Annotated in this window: 14 protein-coding genes and 2 pseudogenes; 8 read left to right on the top strand and 8 right to left on the bottom strand. The window is 56.0% G+C overall.

Annotation, left to right across the window (positions count from 1 at the left end):
• A pseudogene (locus tag O7A60_RS02575) lies at positions 1 to 396 on the top strand (malate synthase G); the annotation flags it as partial.
• A gap of 200 nt (positions 397 to 596) precedes the next feature.
• Here O7A60_RS02575 and O7A60_RS02570 read toward each other — a convergent pair.
• A pseudogene (locus O7A60_RS02570) lies at positions 597 to 1,499 on the bottom strand (YifB family Mg chelatase-like AAA ATPase); the annotation flags it as partial.
• Positions 1,500 to 1,553: 54 nt separating this feature from the next.
• Between O7A60_RS02570 and O7A60_RS02565 the strand changes: the two are divergent.
• Entirely contained in the window at positions 1,554 to 1,964 is a 411-nt protein-coding gene (locus O7A60_RS02565; protein WP_415926795.1) for a recombinase family protein, read from the top strand.
• 255 nt (positions 1,965 to 2,219) lie between these two features.
• Here O7A60_RS02565 and O7A60_RS02560 read toward each other — a convergent pair whose 3' ends face one another.
• A complete protein-coding gene (locus O7A60_RS02560) occupies positions 2,220 to 2,513 on the bottom strand; it encodes an ArsR/SmtB family transcription factor (protein WP_337104868.1) in 294 nt (97 codons plus the stop codon).
• Between the two features lie 266 nt (positions 2,514 to 2,779).
• On the opposite strand from O7A60_RS02560, the gene O7A60_RS02555 reads away from it, so the two are divergent.
• Together O7A60_RS02555 and O7A60_RS02550 are read left to right on the top strand one after the other, a co-directional pair.
• A complete protein-coding gene (locus tag O7A60_RS02555) occupies positions 2,780 to 3,772 on the top strand; it encodes a hypothetical protein (RefSeq protein ID WP_337104867.1) in 993 nt (330 codons plus the stop codon).
• Positions 3,773 to 3,826: 54 nt separating this feature from the next.
• Complete coding sequence (locus O7A60_RS02550; RefSeq protein WP_337104866.1) at positions 3,827 to 4,288, top strand: Ros/MucR family transcriptional regulator; 462 nt, start codon at positions 3,827 to 3,829, stop codon at positions 4,286 to 4,288.
• A gap of 84 nt (positions 4,289 to 4,372) precedes the next feature.
• On the opposite strand, the gene O7A60_RS02545 is transcribed toward O7A60_RS02550, so the two are convergent.
• Both O7A60_RS02545 and O7A60_RS02540 read right to left on the bottom strand, forming a co-directional pair.
• Positions 4,373 to 5,341, bottom strand: coding sequence for an IS481 family transposase (locus O7A60_RS02545; protein ID WP_337104865.1), 969 nt, complete (start codon positions 5,339 to 5,341; stop codon positions 4,373 to 4,375).
• Positions 5,342 to 5,408: 67 nt separating this feature from the next.
• On the bottom strand, positions 5,409 to 5,846 hold the full coding sequence (locus O7A60_RS02540) for a hypothetical protein (protein ID WP_337104864.1): 438 nt from the start codon (positions 5,844 to 5,846) through the stop codon (positions 5,409 to 5,411).
• Positions 5,847 to 6,019: 173 nt separating this feature from the next.
• On the opposite strand from O7A60_RS02540, the gene O7A60_RS02535 reads away from it, so the two are divergent.
• Positions 6,020 to 7,126 carry a hypothetical protein gene (locus tag O7A60_RS02535; protein ID WP_337104863.1) on the top strand — a complete coding sequence of 369 codons (1,107 nt, stop codon included), beginning with the start codon at positions 6,020 to 6,022 and terminating at the stop codon, positions 7,124 to 7,126.
• 431 nt (positions 7,127 to 7,557) lie between these two features.
• Here O7A60_RS02535 and O7A60_RS02530 read toward each other — a convergent pair whose 3' ends face one another.
• From O7A60_RS02530 to O7A60_RS02520, 3 genes are all read right to left on the bottom strand, one after another.
• Positions 7,558 to 9,330: an ATP-dependent helicase gene (locus tag O7A60_RS02530; protein WP_337104862.1), complete on the bottom strand. Its 1,773-nt coding sequence runs from the start codon at positions 9,328 to 9,330 to the stop codon at positions 7,558 to 7,560.
• Positions 9,327 to 11,132: an ATP-dependent nuclease gene (locus O7A60_RS02525; RefSeq protein WP_337104861.1), complete on the bottom strand. Its 1,806-nt coding sequence runs from the start codon at positions 11,130 to 11,132 to the stop codon at positions 9,327 to 9,329. Before O7A60_RS02525 ends, O7A60_RS02530 begins: the two co-directional genes overlap by 4 nt.
• Positions 11,133 to 11,329: 197 nt before the next feature.
• Positions 11,330 to 11,965: a recombinase family protein gene (locus tag O7A60_RS02520; RefSeq protein WP_337104860.1), complete on the bottom strand. Its 636-nt coding sequence runs from the start codon at positions 11,963 to 11,965 to the stop codon at positions 11,330 to 11,332.
• Between the two features lie 322 nt (positions 11,966 to 12,287).
• Between O7A60_RS02520 and O7A60_RS02515 the strand changes: the two genes are divergently transcribed.
• Positions 12,288 to 13,616, top strand: a complete 1,329-nt coding sequence (locus O7A60_RS02515) for a J domain-containing protein (protein WP_337104859.1) — start codon at positions 12,288 to 12,290, stop codon at positions 13,614 to 13,616.
• A 20-nt stretch (positions 13,617 to 13,636) separates the two neighbouring features.
• Complete coding sequence (locus tag O7A60_RS02510) at positions 13,637 to 14,407, top strand: LEM-3-like GIY-YIG domain-containing protein (RefSeq protein WP_337104858.1); 771 nt, start codon at positions 13,637 to 13,639, stop codon at positions 14,405 to 14,407.
• 10 nt (positions 14,408 to 14,417) lie between these two features.
• Here O7A60_RS02510 and O7A60_RS02505 read toward each other — a convergent pair whose 3' ends face one another.
• Positions 14,418 to 14,726 (bottom strand): hypothetical protein, encoded by a 309-nt coding sequence (locus O7A60_RS02505; protein WP_337104857.1) that lies wholly within the window; start codon positions 14,724 to 14,726, stop codon positions 14,418 to 14,420.
• Between the two features lie 262 nt (positions 14,727 to 14,988).
• Between O7A60_RS02505 and O7A60_RS02500 the strand changes: the two genes are divergently transcribed.
• Positions 14,989 to 15,489 carry a TIR domain-containing protein gene (locus tag O7A60_RS02500; RefSeq protein WP_337104856.1) on the top strand — a complete coding sequence of 167 codons (501 nt, stop codon included), beginning with the start codon at positions 14,989 to 14,991 and terminating at the stop codon, positions 15,487 to 15,489.
• The last annotated feature ends 1 nt before the right edge of the window (position 15,490 follow it).

The following is a 15,490-nucleotide window of genomic DNA, read 5'->3' as shown; positions in this document are numbered from 1 at the left end:
GAGCTCGACAACAACGCGCAAGGCATTCTGGGCTATGTCGTGCGCTGGATCGACCAGGGCGTCGGCTGCTCCAAGGTTCCCGACATCAAGGATGTCGGTCTGATGGAAGACCGCGCCACGCTGCGCATCTCCTCGCAGCACATCGCCAACTGGCTGCGCCACAAGGTCTGCTCGGAAATCCAGGTCAGGGATTCGCTGCAGCGCATGGCCGCGATCGTCGATCTGCAGAATGTCGGCGATCCGCTCTACCGGCCGATGGCGACGGATTTCGACAATTCTATCGCCTTCCAGGCCGCCTGCGACCTAGTGTTCAAGGGAACGAGCCGGCCAAACGGTTACACCGAGCCGGTACTGCATAAGCGGCGGCTGGCGCTGAAGGCGCGGGAGAGCGCCTGAGCCTGCGGTGTCTCATCGAGCTGGTTTCAGCGAGGGCTGCGGCCATGACCTGAAGGGTCACTTTTGCCGCTTTGTCCTGAATTGGATCAATGAGCAGGCCGCCGGTCGCCGTCACTTCAAACTCCCCGCTTGACCATCTCTCCGCCGGCGAGGTCGGCAGGTCCACGTGCCGAGGCCGGATGCCGGACTCCGGGCGAACTCTACGCCGCCTGCGCCACACGCTCCGCACTCATCCGGTAGGAAATCGCCTCGGCCAGATGGATGCGGCCGACAGCCTCGCTGGCGTCGAGATCGGCGAGCGTGCGCGCGACTTTCAGCACGCGATGGTAGGCCCGCGCCGAAAAGGCGAGTTTTTCGCTGGCGTCCTTGAGCAGCGACAGGCCGGCGGCGTCCGGCATGGCGATCGCTTCGATGACTGCGGGAGAGCAATGCGCGTTGGTGGTGGCGCTATTGACGCCGAGCCGTTCGAAGCGCTCGCGCTGGAGGGTGCGGGCGCGGCCGACGCGCAGCGCCACATCGGCGCTCTTTTCCGCTCGGTCGGGCCGGATCAGGTCGCTGGCCGAGACCGCCGGCACTTCAATGCGAAGATCGATGCGGTCGAGCAGCGGGCCTGAGATGCGGGCCTGGTAGTCGGTGCGGCAGCGCTCGCCGCGCAGGCAGCGATAGCCGGGTTCCCCGGCCATGCCGCAGCGGCACGGGTTCATCGCCGCCACCAGCTGGATGCGTGCCGGATAGGTGACGCGGTGGTTGGCGCGCGCGATCATGCAGTCGCCGGTCTCAAGTGGCTGTCGCAGCGCATCGAGCGTCTGTGGCGTGAATTCGGGGAACTCGTCGAGGAACAGCACGCCGTGATGGGCGAGCGACACTTCGCCTGGCCGCGCGCGTATGCCGCCGCCCACCATCGCCGCCATCGAGGCCGAGTGGTGCGGGGCGCGGAACGGCCGCCGGTCGGTCAGCTTGCCTTCGCCGAGTTCGCCGGCCACCGAGGCGATCATCGAGACTTCGAGCAATTCCTTCGGCGCCAGCGGCGGCAGGATCGACGGCAGACGCTGCGCCAGCATCGATTTTCCCGAGCCCGGCGGACCGATCATCAGGATAGTGTGCGGCATTAAAATATTTAATGCGATACAATCTCAAGATAGTGATGGATATCAAATGTGGCGGCGGCGGTTGATGGTAGACATCATTGTAGGGTATTAATCCTGCAATCTGGAGGTTTCCCCCTGACAAAGCCGCTCGCGTATTCCTACATCCGCATGTCGACCGATATCCAGTTGAAAGGCGACAGTTTGCGAAGGCAAACAGAGCGGTCGAAGAAATATGCCCAGGATCACAATCTCCAACTCGTCGAGGACTTGCGACTAGAGGACATTGGCGTCTCAGCTTTCAAGGGTGACAACGTCTCCTCAGGCGCTCTTGGTAAGTTTTTAGACGCCGTGAAAGCAGGCAGGATTCTGAAGGGGTCATACCTGCTCGTGGAGTCGTTTGACCGTCTGTCACGCCAAAAACTGAATGCCTCGGTGGCACTCGCACGAAAGCCGAGAGGGCAACCCCACCGACGAAGCTGATTCGTCATTGGGAGGCAGCTAACGAGAATTGCCGTGGCGGCTCCGGAGATGGTTCTAAAACCCTGAAAGCGTGCGGTGTCAGAGACACGCTGGCCCGTCGGCTTGAAACGGTGAAGTGGTGCTATGGCAGAGAAGGCCAATCCCATTACCAGTACAAATGGCACCCATGCCAGAAGGGCTCAATCCACTACCCCTCATAACTGCCATGCTCACCGTGGTGGCATTGAATGAGCCCGCCAGCCGTATGTCTGATCGTCAAAGAATGCTGATCAGGGAACCGATCGCCTTTTGAATCGCATCCTCGTTCCGCTTGTAAAACACGCGAACGCCGACTTTTTTGCGAGTTACTAACTGGGTCTGCGTTAGCCACTTCATGTGAAGGCTGACAGACTCCTGGGTGATCTGAAGCTTGCTCGAAATCATTTTGTTCGTCAGCCCGGTGTCGGCCGCATCAGGCACGTCAGGGAAATGCTCCTCAGGGTAGTTCAGGTAGTCCAAGATTTTCAGCCTTGCGTCACAGGCAAGCGTCTTCATCAGTCGGTAATCCATCGCCGGCTCCATCAACGTGCTTCTGATGGGCGGCTATCCCCTAGCAACCGACTATCGACAACGACATGTCTTGAGACAGATTTTCATATTTCCTCGCTGTTTAGCGGCGTTTTTGACGAAAGCGGCACAAAGTCCGCGTTTAACCCGGCTTCTACGGCCTAAAATCGGCGCCAGAAGCGTTGCTTTTCTCCGGAGATCGGCGCTTCGAAATCCTGCGGTTGTCGACGAGGATTTTTATGGGGAAAGCGGGCTATCAGGAGATAGCCATGCATCACTATCGAAATACCACGCCGATCGACCGTAATGTGTCAGACAATTCGATGATCGCTCTGGTGGCGCGGCAACACAGCGATCAGGTTCACTCGATCTGGAAAAATGATCGCATCTGCGAGTACCTGCTCGCATCAGATAGCCGTCGGCACACTTGGCATGCGTGGCTTGCTATCCATGGCACGGCCATCTGCGATGTTGCCGACACATACCGGCTTTTGACCTTCTCTAAGTCCCGGCAGATTCTCACGCACGCATTCGGCGCCTCCCCTGCGGGCATGGTCTCGGCACTCGGCAAATTGGGACCATATGCTAGGCCAAAACACGTTTATGTGGCGCTTCATCAGGTGCTTTCGGCATGTAGGCCGCTGGCAGATCACATCTTTCAGGCGACCGAAATCCAGGATGACGACCTTGTCTCACTGGCATCAGCCTCGACCATGCTCGTGTCGAACCGAGTCTTCCGTGCGCTTCTGAAGTGCAAGATACCCGCCCCGACGCTGGTTGAATTGCTGTGGGTGATCGCACAGTTGGCCCCGATCCACGATGATCAGCACCTGATTAGAGCCGTTGCTCAGGGCCGCCAGGCGGCAGCTATCCTCGCCAATTTGCTTGGCCTGACGCCGTTCCCAGCGCCACCATTCGAGCAGCTCGGCACGCTGGTCCCGATCACCACGGCAGAGCAGCTGCGGAAAGCCGGGCATGAATTCGACAACTGCCTCAGGGGCGGCGAAGAACTCGCGTACGCTCTTGCATCAATCCAGTCGGGTCACCGATACTTCTATCGCTGGATTGGTGATCATCCGACGATCCTTGCATTTTGTAGGTGTGGTGTGACGGGATGGATTTTGGCTGAGCGTTCTGGTCCAGCTAATGCCAGCGTTTCGCAAGTCACGGTCAATCAGATCAGCGAAGCGCTGGCCGGCCTCTCCAACGTGTTCGTTGGCAAAGAAGGCACAGGCTTGCTGGAGTGGGTCTGTGCGAGATGATCTCGAAGGCCAGCCGCCGTTGATTAGCCTTTCGCCAAAAGCTAGGAAGGCTGGATGCTTCAAAGGAGAGAGCCCTTGGCCGACGAGACCATCAACTTGATCGAATTTACCGCAGACATCGTTTCCGCCTACATCAGCAATAATCCTGTGCCGGTTGCGTCACTGCCGGACCTGATCCACAGCGTGAACCTGTCTCTAAGGAAGGTCGGACAACCGGTAGAGCCCGAAAAGCCGGTTCTCACGCCTGCGGTTAATCCGAAGAAGTCGGTTTTCCCTGACTACATCGTTTGCCTCGAGGACGGGAAGCAGTTCAAATCGTTGAAGCGCCATCTGATGACCCACTACAACCTGACGCCCGAACAGTATCGCGAGAAGTGGAGCCTAGCGCGCGATTATCCGATGGTGGCACCGAGCTACTCAGAGGCTCGCTCGTCTCTGGCGAAATCGATGGGTCTGGGCCGGAAGGTCGCTCCCACTAAGAAAGCTGCGGCGAAGGTAAGGAAGAAGGCGGGTTAGAAGTTTCGTGATAGAATGTCAGCTATTTAGCAGGCAGGGCTAGCATCCAGGTGGCAACAGCCGGCAAACTCGCAAGGCTTGCATCTAGATGTGGAGCCTCAACAGGTTGTTCCCGGTTAGAGCGAGTCGGCTGATGGGCGTGTTGGCTTTCAGGCTACCATGAGGTCGGTGCCAATTGTAGCGATGGAGCCAGTCAGGCAGATCTTCGGCCCTTTGGTCTGAGGTGTCGTACGCCCTGGCATATGCCCATTCGCGCAGAGCAGTCTGAATGAAGCGCTCGGCCTTGCCGTTGGTCTTGGGCGTGTAGGGCTTGGTGCGGATGTGCTTGAGGCGCAACCGCTTGCAGGCCTTGGCGAAGGCTTTCGATATGTAGCAGCCGCCGTTGTCGGTCATGACGCGGGTCACCGTTACGCCGAGGCTCTTGTAATAGGCGATGGCAGCCTTGAGGAAGGCTATGGCGCTGTGCGTCTTCTCGTCGGGCTTGATTTGGCTGAAGGCGACGCGGGAGGCATCGTCGATGCAGACATGGACGAACTCCCAGCCCGTACCGCCGCGCTTGGAGCTGCGCCGGGTGCTCTGCCCTGTGCGGTCGCCGGTGATGCGATGGCCAACCCGCTCGAAGCGGCCGAGTTTCTTGATGTCGATGTGGATCAGCTCGCCGGGATGCTGGCGCTCGTAACGGCGAACCGGTTCGGCCGGCTCCAACGAAGCGATCCGATTGAGACCGAGGCGCTGCAGGATGCGGCTGACAGTCGCCGGCGAGACGCCAACTTCGGCAGCGATCTGCTGGCCGGTCCATCGTTGGCGCCGCAAGGCCTCAACCTGCTCGACAATGGCCTGCCGCGTCGGCCGGTAGAGACGACGCGGTCGCGAGGAGCGATCCTTGAGCCCCTCGATACCTTCGATCTTAAAGCGCTCCACCCATTTGCGCACCGTGCGCGGGCATACGCCTGCGGCTGACGCGACGGCCTTCGGCGCATGCCCGCTCAGCACCTGCTTCACAATACGCTCTCGACCGAGCGGCGTCAGACGGGCATTCTTGTGTATGTTCATCCGGTCCTCCGAGGAATCACTGAAGTCTCGCAACCTCAGCTTCCTCGCCCTGGACCGGATGGACAACCTATTGAAAGCTCACATCTAGAGCTTTCGTTGCCAACGATCCCAGGGCATCCCCTGGGATCTCTTTCAATTTTGCTATTGCCCTCTGTTTAAGTGTTTCATCCTCGTTCGATGACTCCACTCTTGAGATGAGAAGGTCACGTAACGTGTCCCCGTGGAGCCTCACAGTCACGACGCCAAGGATGGCACCGAGGCCACCATCGTCAGCAATGAAGTCGAGCCCCTTTGCCGTGATTGACGCCTGCATGGGCGTCCTCCCGTCCTGACTGTTGTGCCAATGGACTGAAACGAGTTCGTGTTCCTCAAGATAGGCCAGGTTGACATCCAACCTGTTGCCGCCTCCTTCGAAAGCTTTTCTGAGGTTTGTTCGTTGAGGGTAGTCGTTAGAAAGACTCGCCAGAATCTCTTGCTGCAAGTTGCGGTCCAATAATTCGCCCACGCCGGCCACCTCCCTTGATTTGCCATCGGATCAGACCACAGGATGGCAAGTAAAAGCAATCTAACCGCCCTGATTAGCACCACCTCACCGAGTCTAGTACCTATTGACAAAGTCTCAGCACGGGCCTGTATTGTCGTTTAAAGCTGTGGGGACAGCTTGCCGAGGGGAACTCAATGACAATCTCGCGTGCGCTTTCGCGCGCCCATTGTGCTGCTTTGTGTGCGGCTCTTCTGTCGTCTTGCGCCGGGGTGCCTAACACGACAGATATGCACTCGCCTGACCCAACAACCATATCCGAACACATCCGGTGTGAGCTGCGAGACGCGATCATCGGTCTCCTCAATGACCGCATCGGCTACAATCAGGGCAACGAGCAAAAGGCAGCTGAACTCACCCGGGATGCGCTCTATAGCTACGACCCACCCGATGCCAAGGATGACGACGATCGGGACGAGAAGCGCGCGTACCATGAAGCCATGGCGTTCGATCAGTTTCTCACACGCGACTTTGACCACATGCCGGATCCAGACCCGGAACTGGTGCAGATCGTCACAACATATTCAAAAATGACCATCGGCTATCGGTTTAATTTCGACATCACAATGACGGATACTGCGGACAGTAGCCTCGACCTGACCAGTGTGTTTACGCGAGGCACCCTAGCGACCGGTTTCACCGCTACGGCGATCGGGGTTCGTCAAAGCCAGGATGCTTGGAACCAGTTCGACAGGGTTGATCTTCTCCTTACAAACCTGCCAACCATAAGGCGATGTAACAGTTTCCGCAGCAATAAAACCCAACCCCAACATGCAGGTATTGTGTATCCGATCACTGGATCGCTAGGCCTCCGGTCGAGGATCGCTGGATTTGTTAGCAAAAACCAGGCCGGCAACCTGATCAATGAGAAAACAGACCTGGAATTGCTAAGCGGGCTACCAACAAAAATCGTGCCGTCGGAAACGATCAACATGATCTTCACAACCACGCTGCGCGGAGGCGTGAATCCTCAGTTCAAACTAGCCGCTCTCACGGGATCGAACATTACTCAAGCCATGCTGAAGGCCCAGAGAGAACGCAAGGACATCCATTCGGTCACCTTTGTCTTGCAGCTTCCGGAAGTTGGAGCGCTGGTTGCGGAGACAAGAAGCGCGCAGGAAAAGAGGGACCGCAAGAATCTTGAAGAGCAGATTAGCAGCCAACAAAACCAGCTCGACAACGAGGTCAGACGTCAGGAGAAGACCAACGACATCAAGACTATCATCAACGAACTTTCACGATAACCAGCGAGGAAGCAATGGCTATGAAACCTGCAAACCGGGGGCCCAAACGGAAATCGACGAACAGCAAAACGCGTCCCCACATAAGGTCTATTCCGATCGAAGGGTTCACGCTTCACATCCGAACCATTATCGAACAAGGCCGGATGATGGATTATCTTAAAGCCTGCAAAGACAATGGCTTCGATACCGTGAAAGGCCAGAAAGGCCTTGTTGCATTTTCGAGACAGTTCATAAACAATGGCGGGAATACTACGCGGACCAAGCCAATCGACGGAACGGAATGCGGGAGATTCGTGGCAGCCACTCAGCGCAAGACGAGGAAAGCCGATCACTGCGATTGAGAGTTGTCAGGCCAGATGACGTGCCGAAGCGCTATCATCCGGACATGTACGCGACGAGCTAGACGCGTACCATTATCCCACAGAATGTGATCAGTTCGATCGCGCTATGCCGGTCTCAGCGATGAAGCGCGAAGGCCGGTCTCTCCAGTGACTTTGATCTGAGGCGAGCAAGAGCAACTTCCGAGTTCGCGAGATACCGACATAGAATAATCGCCTCGCCTCGTCGAATTCCTCCTGAGTCTCGGCCGAGAAATGCGGAACACGCCCTTCATTCAAGCATATCACGGCGACGGCGTCGAATTCTCTGCCCTTAGAGTTGTGAAGCGTGATCAACTTGATTGCGCGGTCAGGGTTGGCAAACAACCCAAGATCACTGATCTGTAAATTCGCAGTGTCGATCCTGTTCCTTGCCATGTCGGCTTCCATTTCATCGACGGATTGACGCAACAGCGCTCTTTGCGATTCCAGCAGCCAGCCATCTCTCACTAGGATGTCAGCGCACTGAGTGGCGCATGTGCGCAGCCAGTCGAGGCCACCTGAATGCTCCAGCGCAACCCGCTTCGCTTCGTACACGAGTGAGAGTGCAGACTTTCTGCCTTCATACGAGAAGACATCGAAACGAGTTACTCCAACCACTTCTTGTGCAAGTCTGAAAATCGCTTTCTCGACGCCAGGGAGCCCAAGAAGATGCTCCTGTTCAACACACGCCCCTAACTGCTCGGCTAGCGTCGCGAACGTGCGCCGCCTCTGATAAGGCCGCGCGCCTGGTCCGAACACCGGAACGCCTATGTCTCTAAGGTGCCTTGCGATCGGGATAAGGTTCGTCCACCACGGCGCAAGAACAGCACATTTTCCCAGCGGGATCCCTTCAATTTCAACCCAGGGCAAGAAATAGTCGGTCACAGCGAGCGTTGGATTGCCGACGTGGACATAGATTGGTGCCTCAACGTAGGCGGCGGCTGCTCCGACGCTGTTCATCCGAGGGTTTCTAGGAATGAGAGATTCCGCCAGATCGACGATGCGTGGGCCAGATCGAAAATTTCCAGAGAGAGCAAAGTCAAATGAGGCGTCTATACGCTTGGCGAAGTCCTGGGCGGCTTCTGGAACCGCGCCTGCAAACCCGTAGATCGATTGGTTTTCGTCCCCTACGAGAAAGAATCCACTCTTCTTGTGACCGAAAATGATCTTGAAAATCTCGATCTGGAGGGCTGACGTATCCTGAAATTCATCAACGAGGAGCCACTTGAATTTCGATGCAACGCCGCTCGCAACGAAGTCGTTGTTGTGTAGAATTTGATGCGAGTAAAAAAGGATCATCGAAAAATCGATGAAGCCAGCGGCTCTCATGAACTGCCAGAAGCGTTTGGCCAGTGGCACGGAAACAAGTCCTCGTTCGATGCCCGGTCCGAATGGCTCCCCGTCGAGACCCATGGAAATTGATGCATAATCTTCATAGGTGGTGCGGCCAATCCTGCGGCCAATTTCGTCTTCGACAGCCTCCACGAGGCGCTCGAACTCGGGCGCCTCGCGCGTCAGTATCTTAAAAGTCGTTGGTACGTCGGGAGCGAGCCATCTGTAGGGGCGAAGTACATATTGGAGGCAGAATGAGTGGATCGTGCAAACTTCGGTGCAGTCGATGATCGCCCTGCTGCCGACCTGTTTAAGTCGACTCTCGATCTCGTCCACAGCGGCATTGGTGTAGGTGATGCAAGCAACGGATCGCGGTGAGCCGATCTGGGCTTCCGCGAGCAAGAGAAGCTTCGCGGTGATAACGCGCGTCTTGCCACTTCCAGGGCAGGCAGATAGGTAGATATTGCCGTCTTCGACGACCGGGGCGCGTTGCTCGGCTGTAAGGCTAATCATTCGCTAAGCCAATCCACCGCGTTTTCAATGTAGCTAGGTAAAGCCGTACAGAGGTGCGCGTGACGAGCTGCTACTTGCGCAAAACGCGCTTTGCCGAAGCGTTTCGCGGCCGAAAGCACAATTGACCCACCGTCCTCCAACAGGTGGTCGGGATCGGCATCGCTGAGTATATCGGTAAGTTCGGTGTAGATTTCCTCTAGCGATTTAGTCGTCTTAGTCGCGCCTAGATCCTTAGTTGCGGCGATGAACATCGGAAGCGTGTCCACGGACACAAGTTCGCGCTCGAATGTCGTGGCTCCGGCGAACACTTCGACTAACGGACTTCTGAGTGCCGCCAAGTCTGGCGCATGCTCATCTACATCGAAATTGTCGTCGGCATCGGAGGGAAGAAGATCGGCGTCCGCTACAATGGCGCAGCGCTTCTCAAGGGAGCCTTCTGCGAACAGCTTTGCGTAAACGTCGAAATGCACGCCATAGATGGCGATAATGGAGATGCCTGAGCGCTCAAGCTGAATCCCTTTGACGGCCTCGACCATCGCTGGGATTAGGAATAGCTCGGCCGGTCCCTCGACCAGCATGACACGCCGCGCGAATAGAAGATTGCTTTTGGTCGCGTCGAGATACCGCTCCAAGTCGGAGATTTCTGGCTCAGACAAAGCGGAATTGTCCGCAAGCGTACCAGCCGCAACAGTTAGATCGGCCTTCCTGGTGAGGGAAACAAACGTCTTGAATGGGGCTTGAGAGGTAACCTGGGGGCTGTGTGTTGTCAGTATAACCTGTATGCCGAACTTCCGTAGCGCAATCAGAAGAGCCATCTGAAGCTGCGGGTGCAGATGCGCCTCCGGTTCCTCGATGAGCAACAACTGGCCTGCGGTCGAGGCGCGGGCGATACGCTTTTGGAGATACTCAATTAGTATAGCGATGTAGAGGATATTGTTCATCCCCAAGCCGTTGCGCGAAGGCTCAAATTTCATCAGCGTTGCGTCAGATAGCAGCACTTTTAGATTGCGAATGATCGACTGGAATGTCGCAGACGCCAGCCCCAAGCCAACACCCATCTCAAATGCCGGCCCAGATACGTTTTTGAATGACTTGTCGATCGCGTCGGCCACGTCGGAGATTGTCTTTGCACCCTCAATCTTTGCGTTCGCGTCATTGAGTATGTCGATAAGCGCCTTCTGCTCCGGCGGAAGCACATCAAACGCTTCGATCAGTCGTACAAGGGGTGACACGCGTGCGTTGCGAAGATCGGCCTCGACATCACGCAGCGCTGCGAGCGCGACAACGAGGTAGGATTGAAGATCCGCAAAGCGAACTGGTTCACCCACGTCCTCGTCGTCCCATTCAAGGTCGGCAAGGTCCAATGCTGGGTCGCCGCCCGCTCGCAAATCCCACGAATAATCTTCGAGGGTCAGTGTTCCTGGCGGGACCTCACCGTTATTGAGGCGCTCGCGAATGCTGGGCTTTGGGCGAAAGCGGTAGAAAATTCGCGCTTTGTCAGCTCCTATCTTCCAAGTGCTGACGAGAGCTTCTTCATTCACCTTACCCTGAAAATTGCTCAGTTCGACACCGACTAGAACTTGATTCGGGTGCGACACATCCACCGCAGAGTTGATGTCTTCGCGGATTAGCGCTCGGTAGCTGGAAGGCAGCGATACATCGAGGCATATCTGGATCGCGCGAAGTAGCGCGCTTTTGCCGGTGTTGTTCTCACCTATGATACAGCAAAGGTCTTCGCAAACATCGATATCAACATTTGCAAGCGCTCTATAGTTGCGCACCACTACACGAGAAATTTGCATTGCTGATCCCCCCACTCAACTGTAGAGGCAAGAGCACCACGCCGCAACCAAGCAATTAGGTGTCCTCACCGGATCAAGCAATTTCTATATCCGTCGGTCCTTGGCACGCGCTTCCTGCGCAGTATCTACTCCCTCCACTTGTAGGGTTCAGATTTCAAATGAGCCCTCTGCCCCGAACCAAATCCCTTGCGAAGGCTCTATGGCGAGGAGGAGAGGACAGCGGCCAGGTTCTTGGCCGTCTGAGGATAGAAGCGGTTGCCGTTGACGGTGGTAAGACCCGCCTGGTTGAGACTCCGCGCAAGTTCCGAGTAGGACATCGTTTCCCAGTGATCGGGCAGTAGGTCGCGGAACTGGTCCGCGTAGTCCTTCGCTCTGGTCTTGTTTGCAGCCGCAAGAATTCTGCCATTCCGTCCTAGCTTGGCACCTTTGCGTTTGGCTTGAGCCAGTGCGGCCTTGGTTCTTTCAGAGATCAGCCGCCGCTCTTCCTGTGCTAGGGCAGCAAAAATATGCAGTTGAAAGTCGGTCGCATGAGGCATTTCAGCGACGACCAACTGCACGCCCTTCTCCATCATCGATGCTATGAAGCTGACACGCCTCGAAAAGCGGTCCAAACGGGCGATGAGCAGGGAAGCTCCGGCCTTTTTCGCGGCGTTCATCGCTTTTGCCAGTTCAATTCGTCGATCGTTCCTGCCAGATTCCACCTCAACGAATTCTCCGACGAGCTGACCTTGAGTACCGGCAAACTGGCGGACTACCTGCTGTTGGGCCTCTAATCCGAGGCCGGATCGGGCCTGTTTTTTGGTAGAAACGCGGTAATAGCCGACATATTTCATGGTGCCTCGTCAAACATAAACGCTGGTTTATGTTTTAAGGACTCCTTCCTAATCCGGTCCGAGACAACGGCGCCAACGTTGCAGCAGAAGGATTGGGCCGATGTGCACACACACAACGGCGGGCTCACCTGAGGTGACCTTCTGACCGTCTGGTTTTTGTGGCTGCCGGCCGTCGATACAAGCGAGCCTACATCAATCTCGGTCAGGACGGTCGCAAGGTGAGGTGCTCTGGCGTCGAATAGGAGATCGGGCTAATTGCCGATGTTCGAATTCCGTGTAGCGAGTCGAGCAATTCTCACTGCACGAAGGGGTGGGCAGGGCAATGCAAAACAGCGATCCCAGGGGGCTATACGCCGTCATTGGCGTTTCACCGGTGGCTACAGCCGAAGAAATCAAGAATGCGTTCAGGCGGCGTGCCAAGGAAACGCATCCCGATACTTCGAGCAATCCATCGGCAACCCTCTTCCAACAGGTGAATGCGGCCTACAAGATTTTGTCCGATCCCGAGGCTCGGGCAGAATACGACAGCTCAGGCTACCAAGCATCGGCCGAAGAGGTCAGACACAAGCAGTTGGACCCGGTTTGCTGTTCCCGTTGCAAGCAGGCGACGGCGCAGCCCAGATACGTCGTCTTCCGACGCGTCTACAGTTTCATTCTGGCGACGATCAGGACGCCCGTTCAAGGCATATTCTGCGCCTCATGTGCGCGGAAAGAAGCTTTCAGATCATCTCTGATTACGATGTGCACCGGATGGTGGGGCGTCCCTTGGGGACCCATCTACACAATCGGTGTTATTCTCGGAAACGGGTTCGGCGGCGAATACTCCAAGGAAGCCGAGGAACGGCTGACATGGTATAATTGCCTTGCTTTCCTGTCTCGGGGCAACGTCGACCTCGCCTATTCCCTGGCGCAGATGTCACGGAAGGCATCCGATCCCGAGATCTCGTCGCGAGCCACGGAATTGTCAAGGGAACTGGAGAAAACTGGGGTTGACCCAAAACGGTCCCGTCTCAAGAATCCGTGGAATTTCGGGCTAGTCGAAAGGCTGAAGCACCTTGCTATGGTCGCGGCGGTCCCGCTGGTGGTCGCCGGCATTTTCATGCAAGATCAAATCGCATCTTGGTGGACCGGGAGGCCGGTCCCAAGGCCTTCGTACACGTCGACATATACGCCGCCTCCCAGAACGACCAAGGCCGTTCCTGCCAAAATAGTTCCGGTCACCAATGCCTGCTCTACCCGTCCCAGAAATGGCGACGCACTAGACGGCTACGGCAACGCCATATCATCGCAGGGCCATGTTCTCGAAATCAGGAATGGGTCAGGCGGTCCAGCCATCGTCAAGGTGCGAGATTCGTTTTCAAACCGAACGATCGCGTCTTTCTATATCAGCGATAACGCCGCTGCCGAGTATCCCGGTATCCCGGATGGCAGCTACCGTATCCAGTATGCGGTCGGTGACGAGTTGCGTTCTGATTGTAGATCATTTTTCAATACGGCAGCCGTGGGGCAGTTCCCGAATGTCGAGCGGCTGCAGACCGAGAGAACGTCGACTCAGATCATCACGCAGCATCTTACCTACACACTTTACGCGGTCGCCTCCGGAAACGTTCGTCCACAATCGCTTTCTATGGAGGCTTTTGATGCGCCATGAGGGTAGGTTGGGAATTTTATATGACTGAGGAATTTTTCCCATACGAAGTCGCAGAGCAACTGCAGGCATATGTTTACCGGCTAATTGATCCGCGCAATGGAGAAACGTTCTATGTCGGTAAAGGCCGGGGCGATCGGGTCTTCCGGCATGCATTAGACGCTAGCGCGGAAATCGAAAGCGAGACGGACATCATGTCATCGAAGCTGGATCGGATCCGCGAAATCCAGGCTTCGAATCTCGAAGTCGACTATGTAATTCACCGACACGGTATGGACGATAAAACGGCGTTCCAAGTCGAGGCTGCTCTAATCGATGCTTATCCCTCTTTGCACAACGCCGTCCGAGGGCATCACGCTTCAATTTTTGGCTTGGCCACGGTGAAGGAAATTCTCCAGCGCTACAATCTGCCACCGATGATACTGGATAGCGGGCACAGGCTGCTGGCGATCACGATCAACAAGCTGCGCGGCAGACGCGAAGAGAAAGTCATCTTTGACCTTGTTCGCTACTGCTGGCCACTCAGCCGGAAACGGGCTGAAACCGTTGATTACGTGCTGGCGCTGGATCGAGGCGTCGTTGTTGGCGTCTTCAAACCTTTGCGCTGGAGTCCGGCATATGCTGCCGAATTTTCAGATATCTCCGGTCTCGTCGACGAACCGCACCGCTTGGCATTTCAAGGAGAGCGCGCGGCACAAGAGATTTGGGACTTCTACGTGGGCCAGGATGGCAAAAGGGCTAGGCCGAACGATCTCCCACCCGCTCGGCAGGCATGTCGATATATCAACTGCTGACGGGCAAGCTTCAGAACGTGAAGCGCCATGAAAAATTGCTTCTTCCGATCGCTAATAGCCTTCTGATTGACCAGTCTTCGACGGATCGGAGGTGCAACGCCACTCGGTAGCGATGCACGCTATCGACGGGCTGGAGCATGTCGCGACGCCTTGGCTGATTTTGCAGATGCTGCATCCGAGCACTGAATTGTTGGTAACTCGGATTTTCCCGAATCTTGTCGGCAAGTGTGCCATCGGCGTGAGCCTGTGCCGCGAAAAGTATCAAGACCGTCACCGCCAGAGAAGCTCGCATACAGCCGACCACATCAAGGGTATCCAACAGAGAGTCTCGGTGGAACGTTTACGGCCAATGCATCACGGCTGTCCACGCCGTCCAGCGCCCATTTCACTGTCCGACAACCAGCGATTAGCGCCTAGTGGAAGGGACCTAACGGGCGCATTCTTCTTCACTTAGATCTGCTTGGAGGCTCCAAAGACATTAGCGGATTCTAATTTAATGAGCGTGGACAACTTCTCCTCGCCCCGTTGCTGTTAGCTTAGTCGCGATATAACTAAAGCAATCTCGGGGAATCATTTCGGCAATGACATATAGAAACAAGACCTACATCGCCTTCGATGGCGACAACGATATGCGCTACTATAGACTGATGACGGCTTGGTCAGCACACGAAGGGTTCAACTTCAACATATACAATGCGCACGATTTAAACACCGCAAGAGACTCCAGCCAAGAGGAGAGCATCAAGCGCCAACTCCGCGAGCGCTTTGCGAACTCCAAATTATTTATGGTCCTGATTGGCGAGAAAACGCGCCTCCTCACCAAATTCGTCAAGTGGGAGATCGAAACGGCGATTCGGCTCGATCTTCCGATTATTGGGATCAATTTAAATGGAAGCAGAACACAGGATGATCGCTGCCCTTCGTCCATGAGGGACACACTGGCTGTCTATGTTCCATTCAACGAAAAGATCATCACTTATGCGATGAACGATTGGCCGTCCAGTCATTTGGAGAACCGCAGAGCGGGGAAAACTGGATGGTTCTATTACTATGACCACGTCTACAAGTCATTCGGACTGTAAG

Origin of the sequence: Mesorhizobium salmacidum (SeqCode) (assembly GCF_037179605.1) — a bacterium.
GTDB lineage: Bacteria > Pseudomonadota > Alphaproteobacteria > Rhizobiales > Rhizobiaceae > Mesorhizobium > Mesorhizobium salmacidum.
This window is presented reverse-complemented; position numbering and strand designations above follow the sequence as displayed.